Annotated in this window: 17 protein-coding genes and 1 pseudogene; 9 read left to right on the top strand and 9 right to left on the bottom strand. The window is 67.3% G+C overall.

The genetic code is table 11. From position 1 onward, the window contains the following. The first annotated feature begins 134 nt into the window (after positions 1-134). The 7 genes and pseudogenes from NQ036_RS02335 to NQ036_RS02355 all read left to right on the top strand — a co-directional run bounded on the left by NQ036_RS02335 (position 135) and on the right by NQ036_RS02355 (position 5748). Positions 135-1505 carry an amidohydrolase family protein gene (locus NQ036_RS02335; protein ID WP_257056952.1) on the top strand — a complete coding sequence of 457 codons (1371 nt, stop codon included), beginning with the start codon at positions 135-137 and terminating at the stop codon, positions 1503-1505. 13 nt (positions 1506-1518) lie between these two features. Continuing rightward, on the top strand, positions 1519-2028 hold the full coding sequence (locus NQ036_RS02340) for a hypothetical protein (RefSeq protein WP_257056953.1): 510 nt from the start codon (positions 1519-1521) through the stop codon (positions 2026-2028). 39 nt (positions 2029-2067) lie between these two features. Next, positions 2068-2913: pseudogene (locus NQ036_RS15780) on the top strand (pyridoxal phosphate-dependent aminotransferase); the annotation flags it as partial. A 70-nt stretch (positions 2914-2983) separates the two neighbouring features. Further along, on the top strand, positions 2984-3208 hold the full coding sequence (locus NQ036_RS15785; RefSeq protein ID WP_373566576.1) for an aminotransferase class I/II-fold pyridoxal phosphate-dependent enzyme: 225 nt from the start codon (positions 2984-2986) through the stop codon (positions 3206-3208). A 293-nt stretch (positions 3209-3501) separates the two neighbouring features. Next, positions 3502-4134 (top strand): cyclase family protein, encoded by a 633-nt coding sequence (locus NQ036_RS15790; RefSeq protein WP_373566577.1) that lies wholly within the window; start codon positions 3502-3504, stop codon positions 4132-4134. Positions 4135-4153: 19 nt separating this feature from the next. Beyond that, complete coding sequence (locus tag NQ036_RS02350; RefSeq protein WP_257056955.1) at positions 4154-4789, top strand: bifunctional 4-hydroxy-2-oxoglutarate aldolase/2-dehydro-3-deoxy-phosphogluconate aldolase; 636 nt, start codon at positions 4154-4156, stop codon at positions 4787-4789. Further along, entirely contained in the window at positions 4786-5748 is a 963-nt protein-coding gene (locus tag NQ036_RS02355; protein WP_257056956.1) for a sugar kinase, read from the top strand. The genes NQ036_RS02350 and NQ036_RS02355 overlap by 4 nt, the downstream gene beginning before the upstream one ends. A gap of 14 nt (positions 5749-5762) precedes the next feature. On the opposite strand, the gene NQ036_RS02360 is transcribed toward NQ036_RS02355, so the two are convergent. The 6 genes from NQ036_RS02360 to NQ036_RS02385 all read right to left on the bottom strand — a co-directional run bounded on the left by NQ036_RS02360 (position 5763) and on the right by NQ036_RS02385 (position 12916). Continuing rightward, positions 5763-6077, bottom strand: a complete 315-nt coding sequence (locus tag NQ036_RS02360) for a putative quinol monooxygenase (protein WP_257056957.1) — start codon at positions 6075-6077, stop codon at positions 5763-5765. A 13-nt stretch (positions 6078-6090) separates the two neighbouring features. Further along, the gene (locus NQ036_RS02365) at positions 6091-6654 is read right to left on the bottom strand and encodes a glycerol-3-phosphate responsive antiterminator (RefSeq protein WP_257056958.1); all 564 of its coding nucleotides are present in this window, start codon (positions 6652-6654) and stop codon (positions 6091-6093) included. 45 nt (positions 6655-6699) lie between these two features. Then, the gene (locus NQ036_RS02370) at positions 6700-8217 is read right to left on the bottom strand and encodes an FAD-binding oxidoreductase (protein ID WP_257056959.1); all 1518 of its coding nucleotides are present in this window, start codon (positions 8215-8217) and stop codon (positions 6700-6702) included. Then, positions 8217-9908, bottom strand: coding sequence for a glycerol-3-phosphate dehydrogenase/oxidase (locus NQ036_RS02375; RefSeq protein WP_257056960.1), 1692 nt, complete (start codon positions 9906-9908; stop codon positions 8217-8219). The genes NQ036_RS02370 and NQ036_RS02375 overlap by 1 nt, the downstream gene beginning before the upstream one ends. A 70-nt stretch (positions 9909-9978) precedes the next feature. Beyond that, positions 9979-11499 carry an FGGY family carbohydrate kinase gene (locus NQ036_RS02380; protein ID WP_257056961.1) on the bottom strand — a complete coding sequence of 507 codons (1521 nt, stop codon included), beginning with the start codon at positions 11497-11499 and terminating at the stop codon, positions 9979-9981. A gap of 16 nt (positions 11500-11515) precedes the next feature. Beyond that, positions 11516-12916 (bottom strand): sugar porter family MFS transporter, encoded by a 1401-nt coding sequence (locus NQ036_RS02385; protein ID WP_257048115.1) that lies wholly within the window; start codon positions 12914-12916, stop codon positions 11516-11518. Between the two features lie 141 nt (positions 12917-13057). Here NQ036_RS02385 and NQ036_RS02390 point away from each other — a divergent pair, with 141 nt between their 5' ends. Both NQ036_RS02390 and NQ036_RS02395 read left to right on the top strand, forming a co-directional pair. Then, positions 13058-13933, top strand: a complete 876-nt coding sequence (locus NQ036_RS02390) for a phosphodiesterase (RefSeq protein WP_257048113.1) — start codon at positions 13058-13060, stop codon at positions 13931-13933. Positions 13934-14162: 229 nt separating this feature from the next. After that, complete coding sequence (locus tag NQ036_RS02395) at positions 14163-15893, top strand: HNH endonuclease signature motif containing protein (RefSeq protein WP_257048112.1); 1731 nt, start codon at positions 14163-14165, stop codon at positions 15891-15893. A gap of 44 nt (positions 15894-15937) precedes the next feature. Here NQ036_RS02395 and NQ036_RS02400 read toward each other — a convergent pair whose 3' ends face one another. The 3 genes from NQ036_RS02400 to NQ036_RS02410 are packed head-to-tail and all read right to left on the bottom strand — an operon-like array spanning position 15938 to position 18700. Beyond that, the gene (locus NQ036_RS02400; RefSeq protein ID WP_257048111.1) at positions 15938-16840 is read right to left on the bottom strand and encodes an ABC transporter permease; all 903 of its coding nucleotides are present in this window, start codon (positions 16838-16840) and stop codon (positions 15938-15940) included. A 10-nt stretch (positions 16841-16850) separates the two neighbouring features. Then, the gene (locus NQ036_RS02405) at positions 16851-17891 is read right to left on the bottom strand and encodes an ABC transporter substrate-binding protein (RefSeq protein WP_257048109.1); all 1041 of its coding nucleotides are present in this window, start codon (positions 17889-17891) and stop codon (positions 16851-16853) included. Beyond that, positions 17891-18700 carry an ABC transporter ATP-binding protein gene (locus NQ036_RS02410; protein WP_257048108.1) on the bottom strand — a complete coding sequence of 270 codons (810 nt, stop codon included), beginning with the start codon at positions 18698-18700 and terminating at the stop codon, positions 17891-17893. The genes NQ036_RS02405 and NQ036_RS02410 overlap by 1 nt, the downstream gene beginning before the upstream one ends. Positions 18701-18738: the final 38 nt, after the last annotated feature.

Genomic DNA, 18738 nt, shown 5'->3' on the forward strand with positions numbered 1-18738 from the left:
GAAGGCGCGATGACTGGTGTTGCATAGCATATTTCGCCGTTGCTATCCTGGCAACTATTGAACGTCTTACCGGCTGAGCTGACAAACTCTTGCCATCGATACACATGTATTGGCATATTCCTAGGAGCCGCCCTGTGACCGCACCCAAAACCGTCGACACCATCGTCGAACATGCCTATATCGTCACCTTCGACGACGCCGGCACCGTCCTGGCGGACGGCTCGATCGCGATCGCAGACGACGCGATCACCGCGGTCGGCGAGGCCGCGGACATCGCAGCCGCCTACACCGCCGCCGAGGTCATCGACGGGCGCCACCGGCTGGCGATGCCCGGCCTGATCGACGCCCACACCCACATCGCGCAGACCATGATGAAGGGCCTGTTCCCCGAACTGCAGCGCAAGGGCAAGCAGGAATGGCCCGTGTGGCGCCGCTACCTCATCCCCTTCGAGGCGAATCTCTCGGGTGAGGACATGGAACTGTCCATGCAGCTGGCGGCGGCGAACATGCTGGCCCACGGCACCACCACCTTCTACGACGCCGGCGGCCCCCACCCGCACCACACCGCGCGCGCGGCCCTGGCCACCGGAATGCGCGGGATGATCGGCCGGTCCACCCTGGACGACTCCACGGAGATCCCCGAGTCCATGCGGATGACCACCGACGAGGCGATCGAGGAGAACATCCGCCTGGTCGAGGACTACCCCGCAGGCGGCCTGATCACCGGTTCCATGGCGCTGCGCCAGATCATGAACTGCTCCCCGGAGCTCATCACCACGATCCACGCCGAGGCGCTGGCCCGCGGTGCCAAGGTCCACTCCCACCTGTTGGAGGGTACCGATGAGATCGACTACGCGGTGGCCCGCTACGGCAAGCGCCCCATCGACTTCCTGATCGACCTGGGTGTCTTCGATGAGACCCTGCACGCCGCCCACGCCGTCTACGCGACCCCCTGGGACGTGCAGAAGTTCCGCGAATACGGCCCCAGCGTGGCCCACTGCCGCAACAACTACAACTTCGGCACCCCGCGCGCCCTGGAGTACTGGCGCGCCGGCGTCCCGATCGGCCTTGGCACCGACGGCGCCGCGACCAGCCAGGGGATGCTCGACATGTTCCGCATCGCCTCGGGCGTGACCATGGGCCAGCAGTACACCTACGGCCCCGTGGTGCACGAACTCGACGCGATCGCCCCGGACGAGGCCCTGCAGATGGCCACCCGAGGCGGCGCCGCCGCGCTGGGCATGGCCGGGCGGATCGGCCAGCTGACCGCCGAGGCCAGGGCCGATATCGTGCTGCTCGACCTCGACAGCGTCGACGCCTCGGTTTCGGTCACCCCGTTCAGCTACCTGGTCGATGGCGCGACCGGTCACGATGTCGATACCGTGTTGGTCGACGGGCGCACCGTCGTGTCCGGCGGCGAGGTTCTGACCGTGGACGTGGACCGCGTCGTGTCCGCCGCGCGCACCCGCCAGATCGAACTCGTCAACGACTTCAACGTCTTCTAAAAGGAGAAAACCCATGGAACCCTTCGACCTCGACGGCGGCCGCAGCCACCTGGTGCCGGAACTCATGGTCCTCGACATCGCCAAATCCCGGACCTTCTGGGTCGACCTGCTGCCCAGCGAGGTCGTCATGCACCGCGAGGCGCACGACTACCTGCGCATCGGCGAGGCCGAGATCATGATCTGCCAGGCCACCCGCCACTGGTCCACCGGCCCCTTCGATCCGCCGCTGGGCCGCGGGGTCAACTTCAAGATCTTCATCGACGACCCCGACGCGCTGCGCAATGAGCTGGTGGCCGCCGGCTACCCGATCTTCGAGGATATGAGCGAGGAATGGCCCGTGCAGGACGGCCTGGCCCGCGGCTACCGCCAGTTCCTCGTGCAGGACCCCGACGGCTACCTGGTCCGCTTCGCCAAGAAGCTCGGCGTGCACCCCGAAGAGGAGGAGACCGCACCCCCGGCCGACGCCGTTTTCGCCTCGGACACGGACGCCGAGGCAGCCACGAACGCCGAAGACCGCGCATGAGAGACTGACCACATGTATTTCTCCCCCGCTATCGCGAACATGCCCGCCTCCGGAATCCGTCGCATTGGAGAACTGGCCGCGGCCCGGCCCGGCACCATCACCCTGCAGGTCGGCGAACCCGATGCCGACACGCCCGCGAACATCAACGCGGCAGCCGCCAAGGCGATGACCGATGGCCACACGCACTATGAGCCGAACGCGGGCATCGTGCCCCTGCGCAAGGCCCTGGCGCACAAGGTCACCACGGTCAACCGGGTGCCGGCCGACTGGTCGAACATCGTCGTGACCAATGGTGCGGTGGAGGGCCTGTTCACGGTCCTGGCCAGTGTCGCGCAGGCCGGGGACGCGGTCATGATCCCGGACCCCAGCTGGCCGAACTATTCGATGATGGCCAAGATCCTGGGGGTGACCGAACAGCTCTACCCGATGGACACGCGCACCGGCGCGATCGACGTGCAGGTGCTGGAATCGATGGTCACGCCCGCGACCAGGGCGATCATGATCAACTCGCCCTCGAACCCGCTGGGCACCCTGCTCAGCCAGGAGAACCTGCGCGAGATCTACGATTTCGCGGTCCGCCACGACCTGTGGATCCTCGCCGACGAGGTCTACGACCAGTTGGTCTTCAACGGCACCATGGTCTCCATGGGCCGAGTCGAGGCCGATGCGCTGGGCCTGCCCGACGACCAGGTCCCGGCACACAGCCGCGTGATCAGCGTGTACTCCTTCTCCAAGACGTATGCGATGACCGGCTGGCGCGTGGGCTATCTGGTCGTGCCCGATGCGCTGACCGATGCGCTGACCAAGATCCAGGAGCCCGTGGTCTCCTGCGTCAACACCCCCGCCCAGTACGCGGCCCTGGAGGCCCTGACCGGCCCGCAGGACTTCGTGACCGAAGCGCGCCCGCTACGGCGAACGCGCCAAGCTGGCCCAGCGCCTGTTCGCCGACGCCGGCATCGAGGTCACCGCCCCCGACGGCGCCTTCTACCTGTGGGTGGACACGCACGGGGACGCCCAGCAGATCGCAGAGCAGCTCGTGATCGACCACGGCGTCGCGGTTGGCCCGGGGCCCGCCTTCGGACCCTCGGGCAAGAGCGCGATCCGGCTGGCCCTGGCTTCCTCGGAAGCGGACCTGACCGAGGGCATCCGGCGCATCATCAACTCCGGGCTCATCGAATAATGGATCTGGGCGGCGAACTCTTCTCCGGGCCCCGGCAGTGGGACCGCTGGCCGGCCGGCGATGAGCTGGGCCGGGCGAATCTGCTCGACGCGGCCAACGTCCTGCGTGCGGCCTCGGCGATCCGCACGGGCAAGCGGTACTCGCTGGCGCTGGTGCTCAACTCGGCCGCAGGCGACGCCGTGCTCGAGGGCAGGCCGGCCACCGAGCACCGGATGCTGCGCGAGCACGCGGACTACGTGTCCGGGCGCGTGGCCGACGTGCCCGGCGGGATGCGCTCGACCGACGACACGATCATGCTGGCCTGCCACGGCACCACGCACATCGATGCGCTGGGCCACGCCTACGCCGGGGACACGCTCTATGCCGGGGTGCCGGCTGACACCACCGACGGCGGGCTGGAGCACGCAGACATCGCAGCCATTGCGGCTCACGGTGTGGTGGGCCGCGCCGTGCTGGTCGACCTGCCCCGCTTCCGCGGCACCGAACGCGTGCCGCGCGGTGAGCACATCACCATCGCCGAGGTGAAGGCCGCCCTGGCACACCAGGGCACCCGGGTGCAGGCCGCGGACACCCTGCTGGTCCGCACCGGCACGGCGCCGTTCTTCTCAGTCGAGGAGCCGGTGGACGAGCCGGGGCTCAGTTTCGAGCCGGAGCTGCTGGACTTCCTCGACGAGTTCGACGTGGCGGGACTGGGCACGGACACCCTGTGCAATGAGCAGGCGCATTCGTCGACCGTGGCGGCGGACTATCCGCTGCACGTGGTGCTGCAGCGAAATCTGGGGATCCTGTTCCACGAGGCCCTGTGGCTGGAGGACTGGGCGGACGATTGCGCCGCCGACGGTGTCTACGAGGCCTTCTACGTCGCAGCGCCCCTGCGCCTGCGCCACGGGTCCGGCGGACCCGTGAACCCGATCGTCATCAAATAATCCAAGCGTCAGGAGCATCATGTCAGCCGCTACCCCCAGCATCATCGCCTCCCTGGACGGACGCAAGATCGTCGCCGTGCTCCGCGCCGGTTCCGCCGATGCCTACCGTCCCGTCGTCGCAGCCCTGGTCGAGTCCGGGGTCGAGGCGATCGAGCTGACCCTGACCACGCCGGGCACCCTGGAGGCCCTGCCGGAACTGGTCGAGCAGTTCCCCGGCGCCTTGCTGGGCGTGGGGACCGTGCGCACCGCCGAGCAGGCGAGCTCGGCTGCGGCCGGGGGTGCGAAGTTCGTGGTGGCGCCGAATCTCAACGAGTCCGTGGTCGCCGCCGCGCACGCCACCGGCATCCCCGCCCTGCCGGGTGTGATGACCCCCAGCGAGGTCGCCCGGGCCCTGGAGGCCGGCTGCGATGCGGTGAAGGTCTTCCCCGCCCAGACGCTGGGCGCGGGCTATTACAAGCATCTGCAGGGACCATTCCCCGGACTCCAGGCGATCCCCTCGGGTGGCGTCGACCTGGCCGAGGCCCGAGCCTGGTTGGCAGCCGGGGCGCCCGCCGTGAGCGTGGGCGGTCCGCTGCTGGGCGACGTGTTCAAGGGTGGTTCGGTGGACGCACTGCGGCAGCGCACCGCCGAGTTCGTGGCGGCACTGAACGCATGATGGAGTTCCGGCACGTCGTCAGCATCGGCGAGACCATGGGCTTGATCCGGGCGGGGCAGGCCGGGCGCCTGGCCCCCGGGTCCGCACTGGTCGCGGGCATGGGCGGGGCCGAGTCGAACTTCGCGATTGCCCTGGCCAGGTTGGACCGGCCGGCGGCGTGGATCAGCTGGGTGGGCGATGACGACTTCGGCCGGCTCATCATGCGCGAGCTGCGCGCCGAGGGCGTTGTCGCAGTGCACCAGGATTACGCCGAGGGCGCACCCACCGGTCTGATGGTCAAGACCACTCCCCTGCCGGGGCGGCAGTCGGTGACGTATTACCGGAAGGGTTCGGCGGCCTCGCGCATGACACCGGCCGATGTGCCGGACGATCTGATCGCCCAGGCCGGGGCCCTGCACATCACGGGCATCACCCTGGCGATCTCGGAATCGGCCAGGGATACGGCCTTCCATGCCGCCCGGGTGGCCCGTGCCGCCGGGGTGCCGGTGTCCTTCGACGTCAACCACCGCGGCAGGCTGTGGACCGAGGCCGCGGCCCGGCCGGTCTACCGTGAGTTCGCCGCGCTGGCCGATATCGTCTTCGCCGGTCCCGAGGAGGCCCAGCTGGTCCTGGGTACTCAGGAGGATGACATCGAAACCCTGCTGCGCGGCCTGGCCGAGCTGGGCTCAGGCCTGCCGGTGATCAAGGACGGGGCCAACGGCGCCCATGCGCTGGTGGACGGGAAGCCGATCTTCCAAGCAGCGGTGCCCGTGGCGGCAGTCGACACGGTGGGTGCCGGCGATGGCTTCGCCGCCGGCTTCATCGATGCCCGGCTGGACGGGTTGGACGTGGCGCAGTGCTTGGAGTTGGGCGCCCAGGTCGGCGCCTTCGCCTGCCTGAGCCACGGCGACTGGGAGGGCTACCCCACCCGCGCGGACCTGGCCGCCTTCACGACCGGGTCCGACGCGGTGAGTCGCTGAACGGCTCGGGCCACTCAGATGGCGAATTCCTCGACCACGCGGTTGTCCAGCAGCGGGATGATCTTGGCCTTGCCGATGGCCGCGAAGTGCTCGGACTCGCGGTGCACGGTGAACGCATCGGCATCGACATAGCGCTCCACGATGAGGATCTCGCCGGCATTCGAACCGGGGGCGTAGAAATCGTAGGACACGTTGCCGGCCTCCCTCCGGCTGGCCTCGGTCAGCTCGACCAGCAACTCGAGCACTTGTGCCTCGTTGCCGGCTGCCGGGTAGTAGTGGGCCAGCGCCATGAAGTGCGCGGTCTGCCCAGCGGTCTTGTCTTCAGTCATTGCATTCTCCTCGTTACAGTTTGAAATCCCACAGCTCACTCTGGCTGGTCGACACCGCCAGGGCGCCCAAGTCGAAGGCCCGGCGGATATCGTCCTCGGTGCGCACGAAGCCCGCCACGATGAACGGCCCCAGCTGTGCCAAGAACTCCCGGTCCACGAACGGCACGACCGGCCACGGCATGAGCTGAACGAAATGCGCATGGCTGGCCTTCACCGTCGCCGCGGCCCTCTTCAGGTTCGACCGGTCGGTCACGAAGACCTTCTGCACGGCCAGCATCCCCATCCCCGCGGCCCGGGCCACTGCCTGGGAGTGTGTGGACACGATGCCGGGCACGCCGACGCCCTTGAGATAGTCGAGACCGTCGGCGTTGGCGGTCAGCCCCGCCACGGAATCGACGTTGAGCAGCGGTAACGTCGGGGCCTCGGCCAGGCGTGAGAACACGTGGTCGAGGCGGGACAGGGGCAGGTTCGCGACGAAACTGAAACGCGTGGGTCCCGCACAGAACTCCTCCAGGCCGGCCTCGCCGAACAGCGTGCCGATCACCGGATTGTCGTGCAGGATCTGTTCCAGGGCCATCGTGCCCACCCCTATCCGCCTACCCTCGACTGTGCAGGACTCTACTCAGAGCCCCAACTTACCCGGGTTCAGAATCCCCTTGGGATCCAGGGCCTTCTTCAGATCGGACAGCACGGTGAAGCCGGTGCCCAGCGAATCCGCGACATAGGGCGAGCGCAGCAGCCCACAGCCGTGGTGGTGGCTGATCGAGGCGTTCTCCTCGATCAGCACGCTGTTGACGGCCTGCCACACCTGGTCGTACCAGGCCTGGCGCTCATCGGGTTCGACGGTGCCGCGCAGCGAGAAGTACAGGCAGGCCCCATCGACGTAGGCGTGCGACTGGTGGGCCGAACCCGCATTGGTGCCGGGCACCGCGTTGATCGCGGCGACCACGCGCTCGTAGATGCCCGGCAGCTTCGACCAGGGCGCCACCATTTCCAGGGTGTCGGCGACGAAGCCGGCGCTGGCCTTGAAGCCCTCGGCGGACTTGCCGGTCAGGTAGCGGGTGTCCAGCCAGGTCTCCAGGATCGCGTCCTGGTCGAGCACCACGGCGTCCTTGCACACATCCGCGACAACGGCCATGACCGCGTCGATGATGATGGGGTTGCCCTCATCGGCGATGAGCAGGACGTTGGTCTCCCCGTGGCCGAATTGCACGCCGGATTCCAGTTCGTCGTACAGGCGCAGCACGGCGGGGTTGGCCCCGCGCTGCAGGATCTCGCGGCAGGCGTCCAGCCCGGCGGCGAAGCTCGGGAATCCGAAGGCCAGGGCCTTCGTGTAATCGGGCAGGCGGTGCACCCGCAGGCTGACCGAGGTGATGACGCCCAGAGTGCCCTCGGAGCCGGTGAACACCTGGTTCAGGTCGGGGCCGACGGCTGCGCGCGGGCTGCCACCGGTGGACACCAGGGTGCCGTCGGCCAGCACGACGTCCAGACCCACGACCATGTCCTCGATCTTGCCGTAGCGGGTGGACAGCTGTCCGGCGCCGCGGCAGGCGACCCAGCCGCCCACCGTGGAGATGCCGAAGGAGGAGGGCCAGTTGCCCGCGGTGAACCCGCGGTCCTGCAGCCACTGCTCGAAGATGTCGCCGAAGATGCCCGGCTGGACCGTGATGATCTGGCTCTCCTCGTCGAAGTCCAGCACCTGGTCCAGGGCCAGCACGTCGAGCACCACGCCGCCGGCGGCCGGCAGGGCCGAACCGGTGACATTGGAGCGGGCGGCCGAGGCGGTCACGGGCACGCCGGCCTCGTTCGCCGCGGCCAGCACGGCCTGGATTCCCTCCACGGAGGAAACCTTGACGATGACGGTGTCGGGGTACTGGCCGCGGTGATCGGTTTCGGCGATCATCGTGCCGGCCCACCAGTCGCGCACTCCGGCGGTGACAGCAGCGGCCTCGGTGACGACCTCGGTCACGCCTGCCAGGCCGGCCAGGTTCTCGACGAACCCGGCGGGCAGGGCCGAGGTCTGGAACCGGGCCGTGGTGGCCTCGGGGGCGGCTTCACGGGCGAACTTGGGCACGGTGTGCGCGCCCACGGTGTAGTCGCCGCGGTTGTACTTGCGTTTGAGGGCTTCCTTGCTGAGCATCAGGCATATTCCTTGTCGTTGACGTAGGTGTTCAGGGCGGTCTTCTCGGCTTCGATCCCGGTCAGGTAGTCGGCCAGCTGCGCATCGGCTCCGGCGCGGTCGGTCACACCCTCGGCAACCAGCAGATCGGCCACCGCGGGGGCTGCCGCGGCCGAGGCGTCGCGGGCGTGTAGGCGGGCGCGCATCCGGCGATCGAGCACATCGGAAATCGTCGTGGCCATCTCGCGGCGGATCGCGTAGACCGCCTCGCCGGTGCGGTACGGCAGGCCCTCGACCAGCGGGGCCGAGGCGCCGGCCTCGTGCTCGATGATGTCGGCGACGAAGTGGCTCTCGTTGCCGTAGCGCTCGCCCAGGTGGGCGACCAGGCCGCCGGTGGCGGTGGTGGACTGCGCATCGTAGCCGGCCCCGCCCAGCAGCGGCTGTTTGACGGTGCGGGTGCGCGCCTTGGAGCCCAGCACCCGGGCCACGGCGTCGATGGTCTGTTCGGCCATGTGGCGGCTGGTGGTCAGCTTGCCGCCGACCACGGTGACCAGGCCGTCGGCGTCGATGCGGATCTCGTGGTTGCGCTTGACGTCCACGGACTTCCCGCCGGGAGTGGCGGTCAGCGGGCGGGTACCGGCGATGGAGCCGAGCACATCGTCGGCGTCCAGGTCCGTGTTCAGGGCCGTGCGGGTGCCCGAGATCAGGAAGTCACGCTCATCGGCGGTGCAGTAGACGTTGTCCAGATCGCCCTGGTAGTCGTCGTCGGTCGTGCCCAGCAGCGCGATATCTCCCCAGCGGGTGATGGTGGCGCGGCGGGAGCGGCCGGGCACTGGGATCGTCACGGTGCAGTCATTGCGGATCTTGGACCACGGCACCGCGATGTGCACGCCCTTGGCCGGGCGGATCGGGGGCACATCGGCATCCGGGTGGGCGCCGTGCCAGTCGCGCAGCCAGGACCCGGTGGCCATCACCACGGACTTGGAGCGCACGCTGACACTGCGGCCCTCGGAGGTTTCGACCTCGACTCCGGAGATCTTGCCATTGTCGCGGCGGATGTCGGTCACCTTCGCGTGGTTGAGCACGGTCGCGCCGAAGTAGGCGGCGGTGCGCGCCACGGTCAGGGTCAGGCGGGCGTCGTCGACGCGCGCGTCATAGTACATGAAGCCGTACTTCAGGCGTTCGGCCTTGAAGGTCGGGCAGTGGGAGAGCACCTCATTGGGCGCCAGCTTCTGGTGCAGCACGCCCTCGCGCCAGCCGCCGGCCAGGTCGTAGGTCCACAGCAGGGCCTCGAAGCCGGCTGCCAGGCGCGGATCGAACACACCGTTGTCGGTGAGCACGGGGAACAGGAAGGGCAGGCGCTGGATCAGGTGCGGGGCATTGTTGCGCAGGCGCTGACGTTCCAGCAGGGAGTGGCGCACCAGCGGCAGGTTCCCCTGTTCGATGTAGCGCAGGCCGCCGTGGACCATCTTCGAGGACTTCGACGAGGTGCCGGAGGCGAAGTCGTCCTTCTCGATCAGCGCGACCTTGAAACCGCGGGAGGCAGCGTCCAGGGCCGCATAGCTGCCCGTGATGCCACCGCCGACGATGACCACGTCGTAGACGCTCGATTCCAGTTCGTCGAGCATTTCGCGCCGGCTGAAGCCCAGGGGGTTCTCCAGCACCATCTTCGCGCGCGCATCGTTGACTTTTCTTCCCGGAAGCGAAACCATCCGAGTCTCCTTACTGTTCCTGTGAACTACTTAGAACCTGCATAGACGGCTTGTGGAAAATTATGGGGCATCAGGCTGCGTCCAGGGCCGCGCGCTGGCGGTCCACGAAGGCCCGCCAGGAATCCGTGCGCTCGATCCGCTGGGCCACCGTCAGCTGCGGCGTGAAGACCTGGGGACGGCCCATGGTGGCCGCAGCGTCCGGCAGGGAATCCCAGAACAGGCCCACCCCGGCCAGGAAGGACGCCCCGCGCAGAGTGGCCTTGTCCGTGTCCGGATAGCGCAGCATCGGCACCCCGGTCAGGTCGGCCTGCATCTGCACGAGCGGATCGGACTGGCTCAGTCCCCCTCCCACGCACAGCCGGTCGGGCCGCACTCCTGCCACCGCGACGTTCGCGTCGACCGACTGGGCCACGCACTGCGCGATCCCCTCGAGCATGCCGACGGCTACCTCGCCACGGGTCGTGGACAGGTCCATTCCGGAAATCGAGGCGCGCACCCGAGTGTCGATCACCGGCAGCCGGATACCCGTGAGCGCGGGCACGAAGCGGGGCGCAGTCCCCGTCCACAGGGTCTCCCGGGAGGCCAGTTCGGTGATCTCCAGGGGGTCGACGAACATCCGCATCTCGCGGCACAGCCAGTTCAGCGCTGACCCGGTGGCGGCGGTGAAGTTCTCCACCGCCGGCACCGTGGCTCCGGCCCGCCAGCCCACCGTGCCGGTCACGGCCTGGGGCACGGTGACGTCGAGTGCGGCGCGGCTCGCCAGGATCTGATCGATGAAGCTGCCCGTGCCGTGAATACAGGTGGATTGTCCGGCGTCGAAGCAGCCCAGGCCCAGGATCGCGCCGTGTTGGTCGCCCATCACTGCGCGGATCGGCAGTTCGGTCCCCAAGATCTCCGGGTCGAGGCGGCCCAGCTCGGTCGCCCCGTCGTCCGTGATCTCCGGCAGCAGCTCGACGGGGAAGCCAAGGGCAGCGATCCAGTCGCCTAAGTACGCATCACGGCTCAGATCGTAGCCGCCGCAGGCGGCCAGATTGGTGGGCGTCGTGATGTGGGTCCGCCCGCCGGTGAGCTTCCAGGTCAGCCAGGTGTCGACCGTCCCGAACCGCAGGGTGCCACGCTCCAGGGCGCGGGCCACCTCGGGTTCGGGCAGACGCTCGGCCGCCCACAGGTACGGCGATCGCACCCCGGCGGGCCGGCCGGTCGTCCTGCGCAGTTCCGCATCCCAGTCCCCGGCGTATTCCGCCAGCTTCGCGGCGTAGCGGGTGTCCTGCCAGACCATCGCGTGCCCATAGGGCTGGCCCGTGGCCGCATCCCACAGACCCGAGGTGGCCCGCTGGGTGGCCACGGATACCGCCACCGGCTCGATCCCCAGGTCGCGGGCGCGCGCATGGGCGTCCCGCAGCACCTCCAGGGTGACGTCCCACAACAGTTCGAACGACTGCTCGACGACGCCGGGAGCCGGATTGTGTGTTTCCAGCTGCCGGTAGGAGATGTAGGGGATGTCGCCGGATTCGGTGACAATGGCCGCGCGGGTGCCGGTCGTACCCTCGTCGATGGCGAGGATGCCGCGCTGGGTCGGGTTGTTGGACACGCTCTTACCTCCTAGCTCATGCAGCGAACTGCGGAGCGTCCGTTTCCTCGTCCACGTTCGTCGCAGCCCGCGTCGGCTCCCACTTGATGACGGCGCAGATGATGAAGGCGGCCAGCGGGAAGACCGCGACGATGAGGAAGGTGGGACCGAGGCCCAGCGATTCCTTCAGCAGCGGGAAGACCAACAGGCCCAGGGCCGCACCCAGGGCGCCGATCGCACCGATGAAGCCATTGGCGGTGGCGCGGACCTCGGAGCGGAACGACAGGGACGACAGGGACTTGCCGTTGGCGGCCGGGCCGATCGAGTGGGCGAAGATGAACAGCGATGGCAGCACGAAGCCCAGCCACATCGGCAGCTTGTCATAGGCGAAGCCGAAGATCACCAGGATGACGAAGACGATCAGGAAGCCCCACTTCGAGGCGATGCGCTGGCCGATCTTGGTCGACAGCCAGGCCGAGGCGAAGCCACCGATGATACCGAAGACGTTGAACACCAGGGAGCCGACGGAGTTGAACACGAAGTCGCTGCCGAACAGGGCGACGGCGATGATCGGCAGGTACCAGCCGACGCCGAAGTACTGAATGGACTGGACCAGCTGCACGGTGGCGGCCAGGATGGTGCGCGGTAAGTAGGTGCCGCGGAAGATCAGTGCCAGATTCTTCAGGCCCTTGCTGGCCACGGGTGCGCCCTGTTCTTCCGGGGCGACCTCGCCCGCGACGAATTCTTCGCCGTAGGCCTTCGACATCGACTTGGCTGCTCCGGCCAGTTTGCCGCGGCGGGCCTGCCAGGTGGGCGATTCGACGAGGAACTTCCACTGCAGGACCAGCAGCACCAGGGAGACCAGGCCACACACGGCCAGCAGGTAGCGCCAGATGGAGTCACCGGTGCCCACCTGGTAGAAGATGATCGCCAGCACCAGGTTCAGCGACACCGCGGTGTACCAGATGCCCTGCCAGGTGTTCAGGCGTGCGGCGAAGCGCTTGGGGGTGAACTCGGCGAGCATCGCCATCGCAATGGCGAAGTCGATGCCATAGGCCATGCCGACGAAGACGCGGCCCACCGCGACCTGGAACACACCGGCGGCGGTGAAGGCCAGGACCGAGCCGAGAACAGCGAAGATCTTCGCTGCGATCAGCGGGGGGACGCGGCCAATCCGATCGGCGACGGCGCCGCCGATCGGGTTGAACAGCAGCGCGACCCATGAGGACAGCGATGTCAGCAGGGCGACCTGGCCCGCGGACAGGCTCAGGTCCTTGGTCATGGGGCTCAGGCCCGCGCTCATCGCCGAATTGGCCAGGGCCTCTAGGAATAGACCGCCCAGCAGCAACCACCAGATGATGCCGGCGCGTCCCCGGATCCCGGGGCGCGCATCGATGTAGTCGGCAACGTCGCCGACTCCGCGGATGACAACCGCCATAGTGTGACCTCCTTGTCGTGGACCTCCACAGGGCCGGACAAGGAATGAGGATGAGGGTTGAAAAAAGGGCAGCATCCGACCACTGGTAGGAGGTCTAAGATTCTTGCCCTACGGATCGCAACTATAGGGCATAGTTAGGGGATGCTCAACCCTACCCGCGCCGAGTTCCTCACCGGCCAGTTCGGTCCGCCGGATCACACGATCCTGCACATCTCCGATACCCACATCACCGCAGCCGGGCCATTACTGGGTCGCATCGACCCGCTGGCGAACCTGGCCGGGCTACTCGCACGGGTCCAACGCTCCTCGATCTCACCCGATGTCCTGCTGTTCACCGGGGACCTGACCGATGCCGGGGAACCCGCCGCCTATGCCCGACTGCGCTCCCTGGTCGAACCAGTGGCGCAATCGCTCGGGGCGCAGGTGCTGTGGCTGATGGGCAACCACGATTCCCGTTCGGCCCTGCGCCGCGGACTTCTCGATCTACCCGGCACCGAGGCACCCCTGGACCGCGTGCATATGCTCGGCGGGCTGCGCCTCGTCGCCCTGGACACCTCGGTGCCCGGCGAGGACTACGGGGAGTTGTCCGCGGCCCAACTGGACTGGCTGGCGAGTGTTCTAGCCGAGCCGGCCCCCGAGGGCACCGTACTGGCCATGCACCATCCGCCCCTGCCCAGCCCCCTGGGCGTGGGAGCCTCGATCGAACTGCACGATATCGCCGGGCTGGAACGGGTGGTGGCGGGCACCGATGTGCGCGCAGTGCTGGCCGGGCACCTGCACTATGCCACGACCTCGACCTTCGCCGGATCGATTCCCGTGTCCGTGGCCGCTGCGACCTGCTATACCGAGGACCTGCAGGTGGTCTTCCCCTATGCCAACGGGGTCGACGGCGGGCAGAGCTACAACCTGGTCCACGTCTATCCCGACCGGCTGTTGCACTCGGTGGTACCGCTGGGCGCCTTCGCCACGGTCATGGAATTCACGGAGGCGGATTTGCGGGAGGCCACGGAGGGCTGAGCGGTGCCAGTCATACGATTCAATGAGACAAACATCGGAAACCAGTTTCGATTAAACCCTTCCCTTCCTTAGTGGCCTGGGCTACACTTGAGGTAGGTCAGGAAACCCGATCCGGACACTGAAGTCCCTTCGGTTTCACGACTCGTCTTCCCCGACATTCATCAAGCACACACGTGTGTAGCCAGTCCGGCCGGCGTTTCGGTTGGGATACGGGAGGAGGGAAGAGGTCATGACCATCGATTCCACCCTCCCACGCGCGGGTTCCCCCGATGACGACAAGAACACCGAGGTCTTCGCCCGCCCGGCCGATCCCTTGTTGACCCCCGAGGATTGGGAGCGTCTGCAGGAGATTGCTCCGGAACTCGTCCACGCCAGTGAGTCACTCGCTGGTCTGGGTGCCGGTGTTGGCACGGATCCCAGCCTCGACGCTTCCGACCTGCTCCTGATGCTCAAGGGAATCGAATACTTATCCCGGGTGACCGCCTCGACGGAGGCCGTCGTGGTGGCGCGTGCCGAACACGAGGTGTCCACGGCCGATTATGGTGCGAAGACTCTTCCAGCCCTGTTGACTCGCCTGTTGAAGATCGATGGGGCGACCGCCCGGCGGCGGGTGCGGTTCGCACGCGCGATCGGGGCGGGCCGGTCTCTCACGGGTGCCCGGCTGGAACCGGTCTACCCTGATGTTGCCCACGCGTTGGCTGGTGGTGGCCTGTCGGTGGATCAGGCGCAGGCGGTGATCCGGGAGATCGAGAAGATCCCCCGCCCGGTCCGGCACGTCCACCACGCCACGGCCGAACGGTTGTTGGTGGACACGGTGCCGAGTGTTGATGTGGCCCAGATTCGTGTCCTGGGTTCTCGGATTCGAGCCTACCTGGATCCTGATGGGCGTTTCGCCGAGGTTCCGCCGTTGGTTGATGAGTTCCATGTGACGGTGACACCCAGGCGTAATGGTGCGTGGAGTTTGACGGGTTTGTTGGATCCGGTGACGGGTGGGAAGTTGCATGGTTTGTTGACGAACCGGCAGAAACCCGAACAGGACACGAGCGGTGACTCCGCCGCAGCCGACGAAGCATCCGATGACCTGCCGCCCGGTGATCTGCCATCGAATGCGGTAACCGCGGATGGACATCCTAGTGCGAAGGCTGCGCATCCGTTTGGGTATCGGGAGCGGCCCGATGGAGCCCGGCGGCATGACATGTTCGCCACACTGATCGATCGGGCAGCGGCCTCGGGTCCGCAGGGTGCGGGTATGGCTTTGATCGTCACCGCGACTGCCGAAGAGTACGCGCAGGGCAAGGCGGAGGTCGAATCCACTGCCGGTCCGATCGGGTTGCAGGATCTGGAAGCCTTGTCTCCGGGTGCTCTCGTGTATTTCCAGGCCAATCAGCCGGGTACTCGGGAAGTCACGGTCAGGAGTGCGGGCAGGTTTGCTACCCGCCGGCAGGTTGAACTTATCGCCGCCAGGGATCGGGGGTGTACGTTCCCGGGATGTGATATGCCGGTGGGGTGGTGCGATGCCCACCATATGATCCCGTGGTCCTCGGGTGGTCCGACGACGGTGTCGAATCTGACGTTGGCGTGCAGGTTCCACCATACGTGGCATGACCAGCATGGGTGGAGGGCTGAACTGATCGCCGGTTTGCCGGCGTGGATTCCACCCCGGCATGTCGATATCGAGCAGCGACCCTTATTCCATTCCCGGTTCACGGCTGCCCTGGTTGATGTGAGTGCCGCGCGGAACGCTGCGGGTTTGCCGCCGGTGTGGGTGCCGGAGGATTTCTCCCCACCGGACTGGAAGACGGAATCCGACCCGCCCGACCCGCCAGGGATATCAGGTTCACAGGACACGACCTCGCCGAGCGCTGACCCACCGGGTTCTGGCACGCCATGGGGCACCCACGGGTCCTACGCCACAGACACGGGCACCGATGCCGACGACACCGACGTCCCACCCTTCTGAATCCCGGTCAGGGCACTGAAGCGCCCAGCGCATTCATCGCGTCATTACTTATCCGACCAGCGCAGAGCGTCGGCGAAGACCCACTGCAGCAGCCGGTCGGTGACGTAGCCGCACAGGCCCAGGGTGGCCATCGCGGCGATCACATAGTCGAAGCGGAACTGGTTGTAGGAATCGATGAGCACATAGCCCACGCCGGACTTCGCACCCAGGATCTCCGCGACGACCACGGTGGTCCAGGCGATGCCGGTGGCCACTCGCAGGCCCGTGACGATACTGGGCGAGGCCGCGGGCAGCACGATCTTCATGATGAGCTCAGCCGGCTTGGCGCCCAACATCCGCCCCGCACGCACCAGCCCCGTGTCAACCCGGGACACCCCGGCCAGGGTGTTGACGTAGACGGGGAAGAAGGTCGCCAGGGCCGTTAAGAACACCGCGGGCTTGTCGCCGATGCCGAAGATGATGAGCGCCAGGGGCACCCAGCCGGTCACGGAGATCGGCCGGATCGCGTTGATCGTCGGGTCGATCATCCGGCGCCCGTGCAGGCTGACGCCTGCGATCACGCCGAAGGCGATCGCCAGCAGCGTGCCGATCAGGAAGCCGATGAGCACGCGGCCCACGGATGCCCCCACGTGCACCAGCCAGGAGGCCGAGTACACGGTCGAGGGGTTGAACTGATCGCCGAACAGGTGGAGTCCGAAGACCCAGTCGGCCAGGGCCGCCACGCACAGGCTCAACGGCGGGAACAGGCCGTTGGCGATCCAGTGCATCCGCCCGGCGACCTCCCAGACGATCGCGATGATCACCGGGATGATCAGGCCCAGGCCCACCGCGCTCAGGTTGCCGGCCAGCCGGGACCGCCCGGGCCGTACCTTGCCGGTGATGGCGGTGGAAGCGGACTGTTTCTTCGCCAGCGTGTTCTTCGTCTGTGTCTTCTTCGCAGATGCCATGACGCCCTCCTCAGTCCGTCTTGCCCAGTTGGTCAGCCGGTTTCCCGGTGATCTCCTCGAGCAGCGAATAGTCCAGGTAGCCCAACAGGTCGCCACTGGTGTCCTTGTCGATGATGCCCATGGTCGTCAGCACCTTGGGCACCCGCAGAATGTCCTCACTGGGCATCTCGTAGACGCCCTTGAAGTGACCCTCCTTGAGGGCATCGGCGATTCCGGCACCGGTTCCGCCCGAGGTGGTGGCGAAGTCGTCCTGCCACTTCTGCGGATCTGATTGCAGCTCGTCCAGCCGTTTCATATAGGCCTCGACCACGGTCTTGGCCTTGTCCCGATCCTTCTCCAGGAAGGAATCGGTCGCCGCGATTCCGCTGCTGACCTCGAAGGACCCCTCATAGAGGGACTTCTGGATCGTGGGCACCGTGGAGCCGTAGCCGGCCGCCAGGACCTCGCCGGACAGAGGCGGGAAGGTGGTGATGGCGTCCACGTCGCCGCGTTGCAGGGCCAGGTTCATATCCGGGAAAGCCTGCATATTGACGAAGGTAGTGTCCTTGTCGACGTCGATCCCGCGTGCCTTCATCGCCGCGGTCATATTGACGTACTGGGTCGAGCCGCGCACCCCGCCGATCTTCTTGCCCTTGAGGTCGTCCCAGTCCTCGATCCCGGAGCCCTTGCGGGCCAAGAACACCGAGCCGCGCGAGGAGATCCCGCTGACGAACTTGAGACGGGGCTTGGCCGATGTCAGCAGGGAGGCGACGTTGTTGTAGCCCACCGGCGACATGTCCAGGGAGCCGTTGGACAGTGCTGTGAGCACATCATTGGAGCTCTTGAACTGGACGTATTCGACGTCGATGCCATCGGGGAGTTCCTTGTCCAGGGTGCGCCAGGGACCCCAGGTGGCAGAGGACACCCAGCCCAGGCGGATCCGGTTCTCACCGGCTGCCCCCGATGCCGCTCCGTAGACACGGCCGCCGGCGACGACCAGGCCCAGCAGGACGACGGCGATGACCAGCCGGGCGATCCAGTTGCGCGGCACGATGCTGCGGGTCGCGGCCATCAGTGCTCACCCCCGTGGGTCACGCCCATGAGCTCATCGGCGCGCTGGGCCTCCTGCCGCAGTTCCTCGAACAGCCGCTGGCGCAGGGCCACGTATTCCGGATCCGTGATCATGTCGTAGCTGCGCGGGCGCGGCAGGTCCACCTCGATGATGCTGCGGATGCTGCCGGGGCGGGCCGTCATCACGACCACCCGGTCGCCCAGGATGAGGGCCTCGTCGATATCGTGGGTGACGAACAGGACGGTCTTGCGGTTGCGCTCCCACAACTCCAGCAGCAGTTCCTGCATGGTGATGCGGGTCTGTGCGTCCAGCGCGCCGAAGGGCTCGTCCATCAGCAGGGTGGGCGGATCGTTGATGAGCACACGGGCCAGGCCCACGCGCTGGCGCATCCCGCCGGAGAGCTCGCTGGGCAGGTGGTCGCCGAAGCCCGCCAGGCCCACCCGTTCCAGCAGTTCGTCTACCTTGTCGTGCAGGCCGGACCTGTCGGCCCCGCGTCCCAGCTTCGGGCCGAAGGCCACGTTCTCCCTGACGCTGAGCCACGGGAAGATGGTGGCCTCCTGGAACACCACCCCGCGGTCCGGACCGGGGGCCGTGACCGCGTCACCGTCGACGGTGACGGTGCCCGAGGTGGGACTGGTGAAGCCCGCGATGAGGTTCAGTGCGGTGGACTTCCCGCAACCGCTGGGGCCGAGCAGGCAGACGAACTCCCGATCGGCGATCTCCAGGTTCAGATCGGCCAGGGCATGCACCTGTTCGTTCGCGTCCCCCGGTTTGGGGAATGTGACGTCGATATCGTCGAGTCGGATCATGCGGGCCACCCCTCATCTGTGATTCACACGACAGTTGT

Source organism: Brevibacterium sp. 91QC2O2 (assembly GCF_024580695.1).
Classification (GTDB): Bacteria; Actinomycetota; Actinomycetes; order Actinomycetales; family Brevibacteriaceae; genus Brevibacterium; species Brevibacterium moorei.

What these genes read in the sequence shown, in the direction of transcription:
- NQ036_RS02340 (WP_257056953.1), top strand. Translation starts at nt 1,519, where the DNA reads ATGGAACCCTTCGACCTCGACGGCGGCCGCAGCCACCTGGTGCCGGAA.
- NQ036_RS15790 (WP_373566577.1), top strand. Translation starts at nt 3,502, where the DNA reads ATGCTGGCCTGCCACGGCACCACGCACATCGATGCGCTGGGCCACGCC.
- NQ036_RS02350 (WP_257056955.1), top strand. Translation starts at nt 4,154, where the DNA reads ATGTCAGCCGCTACCCCCAGCATCATCGCCTCCCTGGACGGACGCAAG.
- NQ036_RS02355 (WP_257056956.1), top strand. Translation starts at nt 4,786, where the DNA reads ATGATGGAGTTCCGGCACGTCGTCAGCATCGGCGAGACCATGGGCTTG.
- NQ036_RS02360 (WP_257056957.1), bottom strand. Translation starts at nt 6,077, where the DNA reads ATGACTGAAGACAAGACCGCTGGGCAGACCGCGCACTTCATGGCGCTG.
- NQ036_RS02365 (WP_257056958.1), bottom strand. Translation starts at nt 6,654, where the DNA reads ATGGCCCTGGAACAGATCCTGCACGACAATCCGGTGATCGGCACGCTG.
- NQ036_RS02370 (WP_257056959.1), bottom strand. Translation starts at nt 8,217, where the DNA reads ATGCTCAGCAAGGAAGCCCTCAAACGCAAGTACAACCGCGGCGACTAC.
- NQ036_RS02375 (WP_257056960.1), bottom strand. Translation starts at nt 9,908, where the DNA reads ATGGTTTCGCTTCCGGGAAGAAAAGTCAACGATGCGCGCGCGAAGATG.
- NQ036_RS02385 (WP_257048115.1), bottom strand. Translation starts at nt 12,916, where the DNA reads ATGGCGGTTGTCATCCGCGGAGTCGGCGACGTTGCCGACTACATCGAT.
- NQ036_RS02390 (WP_257048113.1), top strand. Translation starts at nt 13,058, where the DNA reads ATGCTCAACCCTACCCGCGCCGAGTTCCTCACCGGCCAGTTCGGTCCG.
- NQ036_RS02395 (WP_257048112.1), top strand. Translation starts at nt 14,163, where the DNA reads ATGACCATCGATTCCACCCTCCCACGCGCGGGTTCCCCCGATGACGAC.
- NQ036_RS02400 (WP_257048111.1), bottom strand. Translation starts at nt 16,840, where the DNA reads ATGGCATCTGCGAAGAAGACACAGACGAAGAACACGCTGGCGAAGAAA.
- NQ036_RS02405 (WP_257048109.1), bottom strand. Translation starts at nt 17,891, where the DNA reads ATGGCCGCGACCCGCAGCATCGTGCCGCGCAACTGGATCGCCCGGCTG.
- NQ036_RS02410 (WP_257048108.1), bottom strand. Translation starts at nt 18,700, where the DNA reads ATGATCCGACTCGACGATATCGACGTCACATTCCCCAAACCGGGGGAC.